The following is a 17,650-nucleotide window of genomic DNA, read 5'->3' as shown; positions in this document are numbered from 1 at the left end:
CCGTGCTGAAATCAGCCAGGTAGTAAAATAAGCTCATCATACAGGTGGGCTTTTTTTATGACATTGCACGCTATTCCTCCAGAAGAACAGATCCTTAAACTCAACCATTATCTTATTGATAACGCCGGACAACTTCCGTCACCGGTTATTACTGTAGGCGGTCAGGCTGTTATGTACTGGTATCTGACCTACCTGCATCTTTATCCTGATCAGCCTGATGTAACATCCATAACCTCAATTGATGTTGATTATGTCACCCGAAAGGAAGGCGTTGATTTTCTGGCTCAGGAATATCAGCGATATCTCAAACATGTTGACGCCTGACAGGGCTGAATACCCCCGTCACTTATGATGCAGAAATAAATTTGTCTGACTCAGCGTTTTTATCTTCTGCCTTTTTTCAGCAGCAATCTCTTCACGAACTTTCACACTAAAGCCCCGCTGGCCGCGCGATTCCGCCTCCGTTTCCGCCGTTGCTAATTCTGCGCTAATTTTCTGCTAATTAAGGGATAAATTTTAGCAGGTAGAGTGGCTCCACTGCACATCAGCATCAACAGGAGGAACCATGAATCAGCGCGAGTTTATTCGGAGTTTGCTGGACTGGATTGAGAACAACTTAGGACACGATCTGCATCTGGATGAGGTGGCGCGCCGCTCGGGCTATTCGCGCTGGCATCTGCAACGGCTGTTTCGCCAGCATACCGGCTTTTCACTGGCAGAATATATCCGTCAGCGCCGTTTAACCGAGTCTGCGCTCACGTTGCTGAGCAGCAACGAAGCGATACTGCAGGTGGCGATGAACTATGGCTTTGATACCCAGCAGGCCTATACCCGCACGTTTAAAAACTACTTTATGGTGACGCCTGGCCAGTTGCGCCGTCAGCGTCGCGTCGAGCCGGATCGGCTGCTATTCCCTCTGGCGATGGCCAGCTGATGCCTGATAAGACCTTCCCGTCACAGCCTGCGGACGGGAAGGTCGGCCCGCGCTTTGCGCTTCTCTCCACTTGTTCTTCGCCTCGCCTTTTTTTGCCCATCAGCCACAGTGACCCCGCCCGAACGTGTTAGTTTGTTGTCAGCATCCCTTTACTGTCGGAGTCGGGAAACATGGAAAACGGCGCGAATTTAACCGCCATGTTGGTATTTGCACGGGTTGTGGAATTACAGAGTTTCAGTGAGGCGGCACGCGCACTCGGCTTGTCCAAATCCCATGTCAGCCGGGAGATCGCCCGTCTGGAGCTGCGGCTCGGTATCCGGCTGCTGCAACGTACCACCCGGCGGCTGGCGCTGACCGAGCTGGGCCAGGCGTACTATCCCTACTGTGTGCGGATGCTGGCCGAAGTGCAGCGCGCCGAAGCCTTTGTGCAGCAGGTGCATCAGCAGCCCGTCGGCCATGTCAGGCTGCAGGCACCCGTTACGTTCGGCTGCCAGTGCGTAGTCCCTGTCCTTAACCGCTTTCTGCGTCGGCATCTGCATATCAATGTCGATCTTGATCTGACCGATCGCAGTCACGATCGGCTGGATGATCAGGCGGATCTGGCGATTGTGATCCGATCCCGATCGCCACAGCAGGGCAATTTTCGGGTACTGAGCGAAATCGAGTGGGGGCTCTATGCCGCGCCTGCCTACCTGGCGCAGCGACCCGCTATCACACATCCTGAGATGCTGCCACGGCACGACCTGCTGCTGTTTCATGGTCCGGCGCACACCGCCGCACTGCCGTTCCGCCGTGATAAACAGCGGCTGGCACTGGATGTACGCAGCCGTTTTCGCGCCAATAACAGTATGGCGCTGCTCAATGCGGCACTGGCGGGGAGCGGCATCGCCTATCTGCCCTCCTACATGGCCCAGGAGGCGATGGCGCGCGGTGATATTCAGCAACTGCTGCCGGAGTGGCAGATGGATCGTCTGCAAAGTTATCTGCTGCTGCACGACACGCCTGAACCGGCGTCGCCCGTGACGCTGCTGTGCGATGCCGTGGTTGCGGCGCTGAATACAGGCTGATTGTTGCCTGCTGACAACAATCAGCGCCACAGAGTAACTATCCCGATGCGACTGTTGTTACTCCGCTACGCCGGTTAGCCTGTATCCCTGACTACTCACCGGATATCATCATGCAACAGTCACCCGAAACTGCAGAGTTTCAGCACTGGCGACGTAACTTAGGGGTCTGCGTCGTCGGCTCTTTTACCACTATCGTGGCGATGACGCTGCTGCTGCCGTTCCTGCCGCTCTATGTGCAGCAACTCGGCGTTGAGCAGCCTGCCGCTATCGCCCGCTGGTCCGGCCTTGCCTACGGCGCGACCTTTTTCAGCGCCGCACTGACGGCGCCGTTGTGGGGCAGGCTGGCTGACCGCTATGGTCGTAAGCTGATGCTGATTCGGGCCAGTCTCGGGATGGCGATTGCGATGTCGCTGATTGGCATGGCGACCGCGCCGTGGCAACTGGTGGCGCTGCGCCTGCTGGCGGGGCTGCTGGGCGGCTACGCATCGGGATCGACCATTCTGGTGGCGGCGCAAACGCCGAAAGCACAGACCGGCTGGGCGCTGGGGGTGTTGTCTTCCGGCATTATGGCCGGCAACGTGGTCGGACCGCTGCTGGGCGGTGTGCTACCGCCACTGATCGGGATTCGTCAGACTTTCTGGCTGACCGGTGCCGTGATTTTTCTCGCCTTCCTCGCCACCACCTTTTTACTCAAAGAGCAGCCACGTGCTCCCGCTACATCGCGCGCCAGCCAGCAACCGCATTCTGAAGCCGGGCCGGTTAATCACAGCCTGATACGGCTGATGTGGCTCTCTGGCATGTTGCTGATCTTCGCCAGCATGTCGATTGAGCCGATTATTACGCTTTACGTGGGCGAGTTTGTGCAGGGCGACCACCAGATCACCCTGATAGCCGGACTGGTGATGTCCGCGGCGGCGCTGGGCACGGTCCTGGCGGCACCACGACTGGGTCGGCTGGCCGATCGGGTAGGGCACTGGCGGGTGCTGACCGGCGGTTTAGTCGTTAGCGGGCTGCTGCTGATACCCCAGGCATTTATCACGGCGGCCTGGCAACTGGTGCTGCTGCGTTTTCTGATGGGGATGGCGCTGGGCGGGTTGATGCCGTGCATCACGGCGATTATTCGTCATAACGTGCCGGGCTCACAGGTTGGGCGGATGCTGGGATATTCGACCTCGGCACAATATATCGGCCAGGTCAGCGGGCCGCTGTTCGGTGGGCTGGTGGGCGGTGCATTCGGGATGCGGCCGGTGTTTCTGGCAACCTGCGTGGTGATGCTGTTTTGCGCCTGGCTCAACTGGCGTGGGATGAAAAAGTAGCGCGATCAAAAAAGCGGACCGGAGTCCGCCTTAGTTTATTCACAGCTGCGTGAATTACTTCTGGTCTGGCAGCGCGTAGGCAATGACATAATCGCCCAGCCTGGTACCAAACGAGCCGTGACCCCCTGCCGCGATGACAACGTACTGCTTGCCATCCACTTCATAGGTCATTGGTGTCGCCTGGCCGCCTGCTGGCAGACGTGCCTGCCATAACAGTTCGCCGGTATCAGTGCTGAAAGCACGCAGGTAGTTATCTGCAGTCGCACCAATGAAGAACACCTTACCTGCGGTGGTGATAGGACCACCCAGCATCGGCATACCCATTTTGAACGGCAGCGGAACCGGTGCGCTATCGCGAACGGTACCGATACGCTGTTTCCACACCACGTTGTTGGTCTTCAGATCCACCGCGGAGATGTAACCCCAGGCAGGCTGTTTGCATGGCAGACCAAACGGTGACAGGAACGGGTTCAGCTCGACGCCATACGGCACGCCATACTGTGGCTGAATACCGGTTTCAGTACCTGAACCACCTTCAGCGCCTTTCGGCGGCTCAATCGGGTTGCCTGGGCCACGTGGAATCAGCTTAGAGACAAACGGCAGCGCCATTGGGTTAGCAATCGCGATCTGACGATGAGGATCGACTGCGATGCCGCCCCATTCGAACATACCGAGGTTACCCGGGAACACCAGCGTACCCTGCTCAGATGGCGGGGTGAACGGACCTTCATAGCGCAGGCGCTTGAAGATCACGCGGCACACCAGCTGGTCAAACATCGTTGCGCCCCACATATCCTTGTCCGTGAGATTCTGTTTCGGACGGAAGGTCAGCTCAGAGTAGGGCTGAGTGGCGGCAACGTGATCGCCTTTAGCAGCACCCTGTGGCACTGGCGTTTCTGGCGCAGGCACGACTGGCTTGCCGGTACGGCGATCCAGTACAAAGATGTTGCCGGTTTTCGCTGGCGCGTAGACAACCGGTACGGTGTTGCCATCTTTGTCGGTGATGTCAGCCAGCGTAGGCTGCGACGGCAGATCCATATCCCACAGATCGTGATGCACAGTCTGATAAGACCAGACCAGCTTACCGGTGGTGGCGTTCAGGGCCAGCACGCTGCTCGCATAACGCTCCTGCTCTGGTGTGCGGTTACCGCCCCAGATATCCGGTGTGCTCACGCCCATCGGCAGGTAAACGGTATCCAGTTTCGGATCGTAAACTGCCGGTGCCCATGAGTTCGGAGAGTTCATGGTGAAGGTGTGTTCATCAGCCGGAATGGCATTAGGATCTTTTGCGCCTGGATCAAATACCCACAGCAGTTTGCCGGTATTCACATCAAAGCCACGAATCACGCCTGACGGCTCGCGGGTTGAGTAGTTATCGGTAACCGCACCCGCCATCACGATGGTGGTGTTAGTAATCACCGGCGGTGAGGTCGGCTCATACTGACCCGCAGTGGTGACAGGCTGTTTGTGTTGCAGATCCAGCTCGCCGTTGACGCCAAATGCCGGGCAGCGTTCGCCGGTCTCTGCGTCCAGTGCAAACAGACGACCATCGTTGACCGGCAGATAGATACGACGTGAACACAGCGCAGGCTGAGTGTTCGCTGCATCGGCTGCTGCTGGCACTTCGTGGTAAGAAACACCGCGACAGGTCACGTGCTGGAAGGTCGGGTTGACCTTCATGCCCGGATCAAACTTCCACTTCTGCTTACCGGTGGCCGCATCCAGTGCAAACAGGATCTGGTGTGGCGAACAGAGGTAAAGCGTGTCGCGGATTTTAATCGGCGTGACTTCGTCGGTAATTTCACCCGGATCGTTAGGGGTTTTCATGTCGCCAGTCTGGAACTGCCAGGCAACCTGCAACTCTTTCACGTTCTGGTGATTAATCTGCTTCAGCGGAGAGAAACGGGTTCCCTGCTGATCGCGCGCATAAGCGGGCCAGTCAGCATCCGGGATGTTGCTCAGCGGCGCAGCCTGCGGGGCGTTGTCAGCGGTTTCTGGTACTGACCCGTTGATGACCTGCGGATCGTTGAATACCGCATAGGCCAGCACCATGGCACTGGCAATCAGCGCCACAGCCATGGTACCCAGCGCGGCTTTGCTGCCCGCGTTGAAGCTGCGATAAACAAACGGCAGGATCAGCCAGACACCGAAGATCACCAGCACATCGGTGCGTGGTGCCAGTGCCCAGAAGTCGGTGCCCACTTCCCATACACCCCAGATCAGGGTGCCGATCAGCAGCAGCGCATAGAGAACCAGCGCAGTGCTTTTACGACGGGAAAGCAGATAAGCGGTGATAAGCATCACCACACCGCCAAAAACGTAATACCAGGAACCACCAATGGCGGCTAACCAGCCACCGCCAATCAGCATAAACGCGCCCGTCAGCACTGCGAACAGCACCGTCAGGAAACGAATTACGCCAAAAGATGAGGAGTTTTTCCCCATAATATCGACCTCGTTTCGTTGCCATAAAACACACGAAAACAACCAGATAGGCTGTTTCCAGTTATCAAGTACAAATGATTAGGGTGTTCTGAAGTATCTCTTCCGTTAAGACAGACGATCCCTTTGTGTTAAATGTTATAGCAAAATCAGATCGAGGTTTGATTTTTTTGGCTTAAACCGCTTAACAACTGGAATAAAACGACATTTTATGGGGGATTAAAGGACGTTAAGCGCACCGCCGTGTGCCCTTAACGCCGGAAGGCAGGATTTGTGAATCAGCAGCTAATAAGATCGCCGTCCGAGCGTTGCTGTTGCCAGCCGCTGATATTTATCTCAGCAAACTGCTCAGCGGTTAAGGGCGGCGTATGACTTCGTACGATTACCTCTGCCCCTTTTTCACGAAACGTCGCCATAAAAAAGGGAAAGGTAAACTTCTCATAATTATCATTAAAGAAAGATTCGGTTAAAACAATTCCTGAAAAAGGAAAAGATTCCAGCCGTCGCCAGTCTGCACCCGGCGGCGCAAAATCATAAAGCCAGAAATCAAATTTCTTTGTTAATTCAAGCAGTGACGTACTGTGTGCTGCCAGACTGGAATAATTAATTCCAATCCGGACACGCGCATTTTGTAAATGCGTATAGGCATCCGGAACCGCGATCATTCCCCGTAATCGAATATCTTCCACCGGCACAACCATTAATGCTGCTTCAGTAGCAATTTGATTGTGTAATGAAATAATGTTGTTTGTATTAAGTATATTGCCGCTATCCTGGTTTTGCTGAAGATAAGGCACGCTATAGCAAATGCCAGTGACATTACGCTTAACGTGATGGATTGGTTCAGTAACATAGGGGTTATATAAACTGTTTTTCATTATCTCTATGAAATTCAATAGAAAGGATTTGTTGTTAATTAAGCATATAAAAAGTCGCATTTTTCTAAACGCGTGAATAAATATAGATCACATGCTTAATCCAAATCATCCTTTTGTTGCCTGAGAAAGTAAATAAACCTGTTAGCAAAGAAACGATAATTCCTTTGGCGTCTGATGATGTGCTGGAATATATTCAATAGTCGGGACCAATAGGCTGGTAATAATCATGAGGGGTCTGACGCGCCTCGGCCGGACAGGGACGCTGCTTATCGCACAGGGAGGCAGAGCTGGAGCCGCAGGCCTTCTGCTCGCATCCGGTCTGCTATCGTGAAGCCGACAATCACCACACCAATAACACCGCGCAACGACGCGGGTTTCCTCACCTGATTTGGGATAAGACATGGGATTTATGGCATCGGCAGCGGAAGAGTCGCTGTGGCGACATCGGACATTTGTCGCCTTCTGGGTGGCGCGTACCTGCTCATCATTTGGTTTTCAGATGTTCTCGGTCGCAATCAGCTGGCAGATCTATGCGCTGACCAACAGCGCAATGGCGTTAGGGATGATTGGCTTAATGCAGTTTCTGCCGTCGGTGTTGCTGGCGCTGCCAGCGGGTCATCTGGCGGATCAATATGACCGGCGGCGGATCGTGCTGTTGGGTCAGTTGGTGGAATTTGCCGCACTGCTGGCATTAGTGGTGCTTACCTTATTCCATACCCCCGATAAGACCGCGTTGTGGGGGCTGGTGTTTATGATTGCGGTGGCGAAAGCGCTGGAGTGGCCTGCGATGTCTTCGATGCTGCCGTCGCTGGTGCCGCCTTCAATTCTGGCGCGTGCGATGGCGATGAACTCCGTGGGCGGTCAGGCAGCGGTTATCGTTGGGCCGACGATTGGCGGGCTGCTTTATGTCGCCGGGCCGCATGTGGTGTATGGCGCTTCCGGGCTATTTTATCTGGTTTCGCTGACGCTGGTGAGTCTGTTGCGTTATGAACGCCCGGTGCAGGCTCGTCTGCCGATGAATATGAAGAATCTGTTTGCCGGGATTCACTTTATCCGTGAGCGCAAAGATGTGCTTGGGGTAATTTCGCTCGATCTGTTTGCGGTGCTTTTGGGCGGGGCAACGGCGCTGCTGCCGATTTTTGCCAAAGATATTCTGCATACCGGACCGTGGGGGTTGGGGATGTTGCGCGGCGCGCCGTCGGTGGGAGCATTGCTGGTGGGCATCTGGCTGAGCCGTCACAAGCTGGAGAAGCATGTCGGGATGATTATGTTTGGCTCGGTGGCGGGCTTTGGCGTTGCGACGCTGGTGTTCGCGCTTTCCACGCAGTTATGGCTGTCGCTGGTGGCGCTCTGTGCATTGGGTGGCTTTGATATGGTGAGTATGGTGATCCGGGGTGCGCTGGTGCAGCTGGATACGCCGGATACCATGCGCGGTCGGGTGAATGCGGTTAACGCGATTTTCATTAATACGTCGAATCAGCTGGGCGAGTTTGAGTCGGGGTTGCTGGCTGCCTGGATGGGTGCGGCACCGGCAGCGGCGATTGGCGGCATCGGTACGCTGGTGGTGGTGGCACTGTGGATGAAGTTGTTTCCGCATCTGCGACGTCGTCAGAAGCTGGAGAATGAGGTGGATCCGGTTTGATGACTGGCGTTGGGGTTAGGTGAGGGGGTTGTGCGGTGGTGAACCACGGCGCAGGCGCAGGGAACAAACACCTTTCGCAAAGACGCAAAAGCGCCATCCATTCGCTCATTCGCTTTGAGTTTGTTCGTTGCCTAAGGCTGCGGAGAGATGGATTGAGGCTGGCTGGATTATTGCGGTTGTAGAATTGTGTGCAGGCATATGCTGCCATCGCTTTAAGTTTGTTTGTGACCAAAGCCTGTCTGCGGCCCTTGAGAGTCCTTTAATGCTTTTCTGATACGAACGGCTCGTTTCCGGCACCTTTAACTGTTCCGCCATTTAGTGATGCTGCGCAGCGGCAATGATTAAAAAATGCCCTTTTCTAATCCCAGTTCTTGATCCTGGTATAGGAGTGAATGAAAAATCAGTGCCAATTAAAACTATATTAATGGCACTTAAGAGATCAGTTTTCGTTTACGGAAGGCAGCGTGGACTGATATTTTTCAGGCTGGTATCTAAAACGGTAGAAGAATGAATGGACGCAAAGATGCTCGCCGTATCAGTTGCTCATGGTATTGCTTCACTTCCGATGGATTTTTATTTGGGTATTGAAAGAACCTTTCAGGATCTCAACCTGGCAGATGGCGGCAGAAACATTCAGCGCCGTAACTTCGGTGAGGATGAGAGGATGTATCGGGCTTTGAACAAGCTCTTCCGTAACAGAGCCATTCTGGGGCAGATTGCAGAGATGATAATCAAAGACTCTCTTTCCTACCTTCCGGATCCAGCCCTTAAAAAAATCACAGATAAACTCATCGGAGCAGCGTCTTCACTGGGTTCAAGACAGTCCATGCAGCTGGCCATTACAGGTTATCTTGGTTCAAAAGTTGTTGGAGGAATGATGGCCAGCGTGATAACGAAGTTATCACTGCGATTATGGACAGGCACCCTTGCGGGCGGCATAGTTCTGCAGGGGGTGCTTTCGCGTGCTTCTGAAGCTTCACGGCGTTTGAGGCATCAAAATCCTGAATTATGGTCAAGGCTTTACATACTTGATTTTGAAATGCTTTACTTCCTCTTTGAAGAACCTTTAGCCAATTACATCGAGCTCGGTGAGACTCTACGTAAAAATCCTTCGAAAACGGAGCAATTTCTGGGTGCAATCGAAAATCTTTAGACTAATCAGAAAAGTCATTTCTGAGTTATCAGGGGCGGTTGTTGTCAGCGCTGTAGTGATTGGAATTTTCATCGCAATATTTGCGAATGAAGGAATTATGCGCGTTATCGCCCCCTTACTCGTCTTTATCGCTGGCCTGGTTCTTTACTGGTTAGCCTGGAAGATTTCATCCAAAGAAGATTGAAACCAGGTCACTAATAAACACATTACCATCAGGGATGAAAGACTGTCGCGCATCAGCACAAGATCACCCGGTGCAGGCTCAGCGCGGGCGATTACGCACCTCATCCCTGAGGTGCGCCCGAAGCCGGGCCAACGCTTTGCGTTGTTCAAAAACGCTACCGGCGTTTTTGTCCGTGGCCCGCGATGCTTTGCTACAGGCATATGTTCCCATCGCTTTAAGTGTTTAAGTTGCCTCTGACTGAGACGCAAACCGGACGAACGCAAAGCTCCGTGACGCCTTTCAAAACGTTCCTGATTTACACGAAAACGCGTTCCTTGCTATAACTTATCTCTCATCGGCAGGCCTGTGGCCTCCTCAGTCAGCTTAAGCGCTTATAGAGGGTACCGTTATGAATCAGACTCACTCCATTCCGGAAATTTATAATCCTGATGTGCCGTATTCAGTAAAGTGCGAGATCGTGGCGCAGCTGTGCCGGGCGCTGGCTTCCCATAAAAACATCCCGGTTAGCGCCCTGAGAAAATATCTTCTGGAAAAAACTCACGTTGATTTCGAAAATCTGGAGGATAACCCGGTAGGAATGCTGCTGCTGTATGAGTACCTTCACTGCCAGCGCCCCTCGGTCTGCGCCCGGAATGAAAAAAACCTTCATTAAGCGCTGCCTTCAGCAGGGGGCCATTTAATCAAATACGCCTTCGGAGAAGAGGGCTGGAGAAGGGGCGGTTGAGTTGTCGCTGGCAACGGTTTCCCGAGCCAGCTCAACCTCAATATTGTCACTGGCCCGAAGGCCAGTACAGGAAGTTACCAGTCATACTGCCATTAAAATCCTGGGGTCAGAGGGGGAGGCCGACCCGCAGGCTGGGGCCATCAGGCCCCGGTTTTTCCCAGGTTGGCGTCAAATGTTAGCCAGCTTTCACGCATGTCCACTACGCTGCGGGTTTTACGAGCCTCATCGATTTTAATTGCCGTGAGGCCCGCTTCCAGCGCGTCCACTACTGAAACTTTCAGCGGTGTTCCCTGTTTAATATGTTTAACGATCTCTTCAGCCATCAACGCATCTGCGCCGTAATGGCCATCATACGCATTGCCGCTGTAGGCGGTATCGACCTCTTTCTCGCCGCTGCGCGCGTTGTGTACGCGGAAGTAGTTGCGCACGAAGTCGCCTTCCGCCATGCCGTCGGTGCCCATGACACAGAAACGGCGGAACTCATCCGGCACATTCAGATTGGCGTGGAAGGCCAGCGTCGCGCCGCCTTCGTACTCAATCAGGGCTGTCTGGTAGTCGACAATATCGGCATCGCTGTCGAACACCGCATCGGTGCTCGACCAGCCGCTGGGCTTCACGTGATAAAGTTCTGAGTCAGCGGTGATAGCTCCCTGCGGCGCATGAGCGGGAGTAAAGGATTTCCGGCCACCAAAGCTGGCGACGCGGATCGGGCGCTCCTGCAACAGGCCCTGATAGAGATCGATGTCGTGACAGCATTTTTCCAGAATGTACGGGCCGGCATATTTCTCCAGACGGCGCCAGTCGCGCTGAAAGAATGCGCCGTGATAAGGCTTGATATGTTCTGTCGCCTCAATCGAGGTGATCTCACCCAACTGACCCGCATCGCGTGCCGCCAGCAAATCATGATAGAGCGGGGAATAGCGCAGTACCAGGCCGACCAGAATGCGCGCTTCGCCATACTGACGCACCAGCTTCGCCATCTCCATGGTCTGCTCTTCATTGATCACCACCGGCTTTTCTGTAAACACCGTGTAACCCGCTGCCAGCGCCTGACCCACATGCTCCAGATGTAGAAAGTTGGGAGAGCCAACCAGCACGACATCCATTCCGCCATGTTCCAGCAGAGCATCGATTGACGCAAAGGCCTGGCCGGGCGCGATACCAAAGCTGTGCAGATTAGGCAGTCCGGCAGGTGCCGGATCGTAATAACCCACTACCGAGAAGGCGTCGTCGGCTTTGCTGAACTCTTTGATCACGTGGGACAGTCGAAAGCCGAGACCGATAATGCCTACTTTCATGTTAAACCCCTGCTCCTGAAATCGCATGATGCATAGCCCGCCTGTGATCGGGCGCGCCTGTTGATAATCTGACCACCAACTTATTACGACAGAAAAACTAATGTCAATAACGCACTGCGCGTTTTGCGAGGGGGTTTTTGTTATAATGATGTAAAATAAGAAGAAAATTCAGATGTGATTTTGCTATATTTATTTGTTATTGCGATTTAAGTTTTTTTATCCTATCGTTCGCTCATTATGGCTATAACCCTTAATCAGGGAAGGAAGCGCGTGCAACCACACTATCTTCTGGGCATTGATGGCGGCGGTACACAGTGTCGCGCGCGGTTAACCGACCTGCAGGGTCGCATGCTGGCGGAAGCCACCGGCGGGCCTGCCAACGTCTGGTCAGACTATGACGCGGCACTGACCTGCGTCGGGCAGCTGATCGAACGGATATTGTCACAGGCGGGATTAGCCCCGGAGGCGCTGGCGCAAACCGCGCTGGTGGCCGGATTAGCCGGTGCGAATGTCACCTCGGTACAGGCGCGGCTCGCCAGCTGGCAACCTGCCTGCGCGGCGTTACAGGTGGTCAGCGATGTGGAGATCGCCTGTGCGGGCGCCCATGGCGGCGCACCTGGCGCCGTCTTTATTATCGGTACCGGCAGTCAGGGAGCCGCGTGGGATGGCGATCAGTTTACGCTGCTTGGCGGCTGGGGCTTTGCCTTGTCTGACCAGGGATCGGGCGCTGAGCTGGGCCGTCGTGCGCTGCGGCTGGCGCTGCTGGCCCATGAAGCGATTATTACCCAGAGCGCTCTTACCCGGCAGCTGATGGCGCAGTTCGACCACAGTCCGGAAACCATGCTGCTCTGGACGCGCTCAGCGACGCCTGCAGACTGGGCCCGCGTGGTGCCACAGATTTTTGCGGCCGCCGACGCGGGCGATGGTCATGCACAGGATCTGCTGCATCAGACCGCAGCCGATATCGGCCTGATGGTCCGCCGTCTGACTGCCCTGAGCAGCGGTCCCGTGGCGCTGATGGGGGGACTGGCCACGCCGATTCAGCGCTGGCTGGATGACGATATTCAGGCCCGGCTGGTGACGCCGCAGGGCGATGCCCTGAGCGGGGCGCTGATACTGGCGCAGCAGCTGACGCCTGCCCGATTACCGATCTGAAGCTGGCTGAGCATCCTCAGCCGGATAACCCGAGGAATTTATGACCGCTCCCAACGTAACCGCGCGCATTCTGCGGTTGATTGTTGAAAATGCGCCGATCAGCCAGTCAGACCTGAAAGTTCGTAGCGGACTGAGCATGTCGACCGTGTCGCAGGCGACTAATCGCCTGCTGGCGCAGGAAATCGTGCAGGAGCTGGGGCTGCGTCGCGTGTCGATGGGGCGGCCAAAAACGTTGCTTGGGCTCAATCCCGATCGCGCCAGCGTGATTGGCATTCAGCTCAATGCGGAACGCAACCTGATCGTCATGACCGATCTCAGCGGCAATCTGCTGGGCGAACAGCAGATGCCGAAAGGCACGCTGACACCGCGCCAGCTCGGCGATGCGCTGGCGAAATTCCTGCGCGGCGTTGAGGAGAAGCGGGTGGGCGCCATTGGCCTGGCCCTGTCGGGACTGGTCGATGCCGAAAACGGCTACTGTATCCGCTCCAAAGTGCTCGACTGGGACAACGTCCCGATTGCGTGCCTGCTGGAAGAGCGTTTCTCGCTGCCGGTGTTTATCGAGAATGACGCCAACGCCATGGCAATGGCGGCGCTGGTATTTGGTCAGCTCGGCAACGCGCAGTCGGCGGTGATCGCCACCTACGGCAAAGGGATCGGGGCGGGCATCATCCTGAATCGTCAGCTCTATCGCGGTCGTCACGGCAAAGCGGGGGAGATTGGCAACGGGCTGGTGGGCGACGGCTCACTGCGTCTGCTGGAAGATGTCGCCTCATCGCGCGCCATTCTGCAACGGCTTGCTGAGCAGGAACCGGTGGAAGGCCTCACGTTGCAGGCGCTGGATCAGCGGCCAACGCCCGAGGTGCTGGCGGTGCTGGAAGAGGCAGGACGCGAGCTGGGAATTTCACTGGCGAACCTGTCGGTGGCTTACGATCCGGATGTGGTTTATCTGGCGATGGAGCCGCACATGGCGTCACGCATTCTGCTCGATCACATCACCCAGAGCTTCCAGGCCTACCGGCTTAAACTGACGCCGCACATGACGCCGCTGCAGTTCCTGACTGAATCGAACCGCATGTGGGCGCTGGGCGCAGCGGGTTTTGCTGTCAACCGGCTGCTTGATCTGCTGGCGGCGCAGGCCGATGAAGAGCCGGTTACCTGAGTTATCCCTCGAATAAAAACGGGCGCCACGGCGCCCGTTTTTGTTTCCGCGCTTCCCTTAGCGCAGGCGCATCCCCTGATCATCAAACAGCAGGCAGTGTGCGGCAGAAAAGCCCAGTTCAACCTGGGTTCCCAGATCGCGCGTGGTTGCTTCACGCTCTTCCACCACCAGCATCTCTTCACGCCCGATATCCAGGTAGAGATAGTTGGTGTGGCCCAACATTTCGCCATAGGCCAGCTCGCCGTGAAAGCGCAATGCCTCCGGCGTCTGCGCGGCAGGCTGGAAATGCTCGGGACGAATCCCCAGCGTCACGGTTTGCCCCTCGCGGCAGTCGGCGGCGATTTTCAGCACCAGCCCCTCAATCTTCAGTTCCGGCACCCGCAGCTGCACTTCACCCTTGCCCGTGGCGCTGATTTCCGCCCGCAGGAAGTTCATTTTTGGCGAGCCGATAAAACCGGCGACAAACAGGTTATCCGGGTCGTGATAGAGCGTCAGCGGTGCGCCGACCTGCTCAATGCGGCCCTGACGCAGCACGACGATGCGGTCAGCCAGCGTCATCGCCTCCAGCTGATCGTGGGTGACATAAATCATGGTATTGCCGAGCGAGGCGTGCAGCCGCGCAATCTCAATCCGCATCTGCAAACGTAGCTCGGCATCGAGGTTAGAGAGCGGCTCATCGAACAGGAAGATACGCGGATGACGGATAATTGCCCGGCCAATCGCCACGCGCTGCCGTTGTCCGCCAGAGAGCGCGCGCGGCAGGCGGTCGAGCAGTTCGGTGAGATGCAGGCGGGCGGCCGTCCGGGCAATCGCCTCGTTGATCTCCGCCTTAGACTTCTTCATTACCTCCAGCGGATAGGTCAGGTTGCCGCGCACCGTCATGTTGGGGTAGAGCGCATAAGACTGAAACACCATAGCAATGCCGCGCTCGGTGGCGGGCTGCTGCGTCATGTCCTGCTCCTCAATCAGCAACTGCCCGCTGCTGATCTCCTCCAGCCCGGCGATCATCCGCAGCAGCGTCGATTTGCCGCAGCCGGATGGCCCGACAAACACCACAAATTCGCCGCTGTTGATCGTCAGATCGATGCCATGAATGACATTAACGTGTTCATAAGACTTCTTCACATTCTGCAAGCGCAGGCTGGTCATCGGCTACCTCACTCAGAGTAACTGGCCCATGTAGATGGCATTGCTGCGCAGGATTGGGGTGAACCCCATGCGCTGATAAAAGGCACAGACCTGCTCATTCTGCAGGCTGACGCCAAGATGGACACCGCTGACACCGGCAGCGCGCAGCGCCGCCAGCTCATGCTCAATCATCCGGCGACCCCAGCCGCCTTTCTGTGCCGGGGGGAGCAGGTTGATATGCAGATGAGCGGGCCACTGCGTCACCAGCGTGTCAGCGGCCTGGTCAGGATGGCGTATTGCGTCGAGCACTTTGCTGTCGAGCGGCGCGCTGGCGCTGCGATCACGATATTTCTCCTGCAGCTGCGGCCACCATGCGGCCTGTAGCTGCGCTTCAAACGCGCGGGTATCGGGCGCGGCGACCACATAACCCTGCACCTCACCGTCCCGCTCCAGCACAAAAGCAAAGTCAGGCGCGAAACGCGCATAAGGCACAGCAAAACGCTGGCCGGGATAGTCAGGATCGGAATAGAGCGCGCGGGCATCGCCACCTGCATCGGCTGTTTCCAGGCAGATGCGGTAGAGCGCCGGGTAGTCCGCCGGGGTGGCCGGACGAATGACACCTTGATTCGCCATGGTGAATTCTCGTGAGTGAGTGAATCGGTCAGGGATTGAACAGATCCGCAGATAAAAGTTACGTTAATGAAAGTGGACTTAGTTTTCAAGATAGAATAATTACCTTATCTCACTAACACGGGCGCTTCGGCAATGTTTACCGGCATCGGGATGCACAACTGTGATCGCCAACACGCCCGGATCGTGGCGGCTGGCAGCAGATTCACGGCCAGTGAAAGGGGAAAAGTGTGAGCGTGATAGGATTTTCGTATGTTTTATCAGGACGTTATTTTGCAATGATTGCACTGGCATCTCCTGCTGCAGAAAAAGTAGCTGGCGACGCACCGCCACGGTTAATCGCGTAAATGCCAGCGCAGTGTGCTGAATTTCACGCCATGTCGCTGTTTATTTGCGCGTGCTCACAGCGTTGCAATTCCCCGCGCAGGCTGTTTGACTTTATTTTTTTATTAAAGTAAGTATGAGTGAGTGCGTTTGTGTGCGGCTGCAGCCTGCAGGATGTCAGGCGGTGAGATGAAAGGATGCCGATCCTGGTCTGAAGAAGGTGAGCATAATGTCTGTTTCCTCCGTTCGTTCGTTCCGAATTCGCAATGTGGGTCGGCTGCTGGCAGCGGGCCTGCTGGCGGGCAGCGTCTCGCATGCCGCCCACGCCGCCGTTACCCTGAATGAGTGGGATATCTACAACTACCCGGAGCAGACTGCCGCGGTAGATGAAGGGATTAAAGAGTTTTCCCAGCAGAATCCCGGCATTGTGATTAACCGCTCGGTTCACTCCTTTGAAGATACCCGTATTCCCCTGAAGCTGGCGCTGACCGCCGGTGATGGCCCGCAGATCGCTCAGGTCAACCAGGGCGGCGGCGATATGGGCTCGCTGGTTAAAGATAAGCTGCTGCTGCCGCTCGACAGCTACGCCGCCAGCAACGGCTGGACCACACGCTTCCCGGACTCGATTCTGAAACGTAACCGCTGGTCAGACAGCGGCGAGTTTGGCAGCGGCAAACTCTATGGCGTCGCCAGCCTGGGCGAGATGGTCGGGCTCTATTACAACAAAGCGCTGCTGGATAAAGCAGGTATTGCCGTGCCGAAAACGCTGGCTGAGCTGGAAAGCGCGATGGCGAAACTGAAGCAGCAGGGCACCGCACCGATGATGCTCGGTCTGCTGGATGGCAACATGGGCCAGCAGCTGCTCAGCACCCTGTGGCAGGCGCAGATTGAGAGCCACGACCGCAAGACGCTGGATAATCTGATTTACGATGTGGGCGGCACCTTCAAAGACAGCAAGCTGGTCAATGCCGCCTCTATGATGAAGAGCTGGACCGACAAAGGGTACTTCTTCCCTGGCTTCCAGGGCATCGGTCACGACGATGCGGCGACGCTGTTCCAGAACGGCCAGGCTGCGTTCCTGGTCAGCGGCACCTGGTATCTCGGCCAGTTTAAAGACAACAAAGATATTCACTTTGCCGCGATGCCTGCCGGTGAAGGCGTGAAGCAACCGCTGATGGTGGGCGGTACCGATCTGGCGTTCTCCATCACCAGCACTGCCAAAGGCAAAGACCAGCAGGAAGGTGCGGCGAAGTTCATCAACTATATGGTCTCTGATGCCATGGCGAACCGCTGGCTGAAGGTGGGCTTCCTGCCTGCCAGCACCAACAAAGCGGCGAAAATGCCAGCGGACAATCCGCTGCTGGCCGAGGCGTATCAGGTCTGGCTGACGCTCAATGATTACGACGGTTTAGGCCACTACGTGGACTGGGCGACACCCACCATGAACGCCGAGCTGAATCAGAACGTTCAGCTGCTGCTGGCGGGCCGTCAGACACCCGATCAGATGGTAGTTAATTTTGATAACAACTATCAGCGTTACCTGAAAACACTGAAGCATTAAGCCGGAGGCCCGGCGAACAGCCGGGCCTGAGCCTCGTTCTGAACCACGAGTAGAG

At 55.9% G+C, this 17,650-nt stretch carries 15 protein-coding genes; 9 read left to right on the top strand and 6 right to left on the bottom strand.

What is annotated here, in order from left to right; all coding sequences use genetic code 11:
• The first annotated feature begins 57 nt into the window (after positions 1 to 57).
• The 4 genes from ACXKZD_RS17650 (at position 58) to ACXKZD_RS17635 (ending at position 3,317) form a co-directional block, all read left to right on the top strand.
• Positions 58 to 324, top strand: coding sequence for a hypothetical protein (locus ACXKZD_RS17650; protein ID WP_154209812.1), 267 nt, complete (start codon positions 58 to 60; stop codon positions 322 to 324).
• 241 nt (positions 325 to 565) lie between these two features.
• Positions 566 to 934, top strand: a complete 369-nt coding sequence (locus ACXKZD_RS17645) for a helix-turn-helix domain-containing protein (RefSeq protein ID WP_009092546.1) — start codon at positions 566 to 568, stop codon at positions 932 to 934.
• A 170-nt stretch (positions 935 to 1,104) separates the two neighbouring features.
• Positions 1,105 to 2,001 (top strand): LysR family transcriptional regulator, encoded by an 897-nt coding sequence (locus ACXKZD_RS17640; protein WP_488981780.1) that lies wholly within the window; start codon positions 1,105 to 1,107, stop codon positions 1,999 to 2,001.
• 110 nt (positions 2,002 to 2,111) lie between these two features.
• Positions 2,112 to 3,317: an MFS transporter gene (locus ACXKZD_RS17635; protein WP_033759578.1), complete on the top strand. Its 1,206-nt coding sequence runs from the start codon at positions 2,112 to 2,114 to the stop codon at positions 3,315 to 3,317.
• Positions 3,318 to 3,371: 54 nt separating this feature from the next.
• On the opposite strand, the gene ACXKZD_RS17630 is transcribed toward ACXKZD_RS17635, so the two are convergent.
• Positions 3,372 to 5,762: a glucose/quinate/shikimate family membrane-bound PQQ-dependent dehydrogenase gene (locus ACXKZD_RS17630; protein ID WP_033787527.1), complete on the bottom strand. Its 2,391-nt coding sequence runs from the start codon at positions 5,760 to 5,762 to the stop codon at positions 3,372 to 3,374.
• A gap of 275 nt (positions 5,763 to 6,037) precedes the next feature.
• Complete coding sequence (locus ACXKZD_RS17625) at positions 6,038 to 6,637, bottom strand: hypothetical protein (RefSeq protein ID WP_488981779.1); 600 nt, start codon at positions 6,635 to 6,637, stop codon at positions 6,038 to 6,040.
• A gap of 400 nt (positions 6,638 to 7,037) precedes the next feature.
• On the opposite strand from ACXKZD_RS17625, the gene ACXKZD_RS17620 reads away from it, so the two are divergent.
• Together ACXKZD_RS17620 and ACXKZD_RS17615 are read left to right on the top strand one after the other, a co-directional pair.
• A complete protein-coding gene (locus ACXKZD_RS17620) occupies positions 7,038 to 8,279 on the top strand; it encodes an MFS transporter (protein WP_089414655.1) in 1,242 nt (413 codons plus the stop codon).
• 511 nt (positions 8,280 to 8,790) lie between these two features.
• Positions 8,791 to 9,432 (top strand): hypothetical protein, encoded by a 642-nt coding sequence (locus ACXKZD_RS17615; RefSeq protein WP_201500039.1) that lies wholly within the window; start codon positions 8,791 to 8,793, stop codon positions 9,430 to 9,432.
• 623 nt (positions 9,433 to 10,055) lie between these two features.
• On the opposite strand, the gene ACXKZD_RS17610 is transcribed toward ACXKZD_RS17615, so the two are convergent.
• Both ACXKZD_RS17610 and ACXKZD_RS17605 read right to left on the bottom strand, forming a co-directional pair.
• The gene (locus tag ACXKZD_RS17610) at positions 10,056 to 10,265 is read right to left on the bottom strand and encodes a hypothetical protein (protein WP_010252057.1); all 210 of its coding nucleotides are present in this window, start codon (positions 10,263 to 10,265) and stop codon (positions 10,056 to 10,058) included.
• A 215-nt stretch (positions 10,266 to 10,480) separates the two neighbouring features.
• The gene (locus ACXKZD_RS17605; RefSeq protein ID WP_010252054.1) at positions 10,481 to 11,638 is read right to left on the bottom strand and encodes a Gfo/Idh/MocA family protein; all 1,158 of its coding nucleotides are present in this window, start codon (positions 11,636 to 11,638) and stop codon (positions 10,481 to 10,483) included.
• Between the two features lie 270 nt (positions 11,639 to 11,908).
• Between ACXKZD_RS17605 and ACXKZD_RS17600 the strand changes: the two genes are divergently transcribed.
• Both ACXKZD_RS17600 and ACXKZD_RS17595 read left to right on the top strand, forming a co-directional pair.
• Complete coding sequence (locus ACXKZD_RS17600) at positions 11,909 to 12,793, top strand: glucosamine kinase nucleotide-binding domain-containing protein (protein ID WP_488981778.1); 885 nt, start codon at positions 11,909 to 11,911, stop codon at positions 12,791 to 12,793.
• A 40-nt stretch (positions 12,794 to 12,833) separates the two neighbouring features.
• Positions 12,834 to 13,952 (top strand): ROK family transcriptional regulator, encoded by a 1,119-nt coding sequence (locus tag ACXKZD_RS17595; protein WP_488981777.1) that lies wholly within the window; start codon positions 12,834 to 12,836, stop codon positions 13,950 to 13,952.
• Positions 13,953 to 14,009: 57 nt separating this feature from the next.
• Here the strand turns inward: ACXKZD_RS17595 and ACXKZD_RS17590 are convergent, their stop codons facing one another.
• Both ACXKZD_RS17590 and ACXKZD_RS17585 read right to left on the bottom strand, forming a co-directional pair.
• Positions 14,010 to 15,101 (bottom strand): ABC transporter ATP-binding protein, encoded by a 1,092-nt coding sequence (locus ACXKZD_RS17590; protein WP_488981776.1) that lies wholly within the window; start codon positions 15,099 to 15,101, stop codon positions 14,010 to 14,012.
• 12 nt (positions 15,102 to 15,113) lie between these two features.
• Positions 15,114 to 15,713 carry a GNAT family N-acetyltransferase gene (locus ACXKZD_RS17585; protein WP_010252046.1) on the bottom strand — a complete coding sequence of 200 codons (600 nt, stop codon included), beginning with the start codon at positions 15,711 to 15,713 and terminating at the stop codon, positions 15,114 to 15,116.
• Positions 15,714 to 16,263: 550 nt separating this feature from the next.
• Between ACXKZD_RS17585 and ACXKZD_RS17580 the strand changes: the two genes are divergently transcribed.
• Positions 16,264 to 17,595, top strand: a complete 1,332-nt coding sequence (locus ACXKZD_RS17580) for an extracellular solute-binding protein (protein WP_010252044.1) — start codon at positions 16,264 to 16,266, stop codon at positions 17,593 to 17,595.
• Positions 17,596 to 17,650: the final 55 nt, after the last annotated feature.

The organism is Pantoea sp. ABR1s, from assembly GCF_057812235.1.
This window is presented reverse-complemented; position numbering and strand designations above follow the sequence as displayed.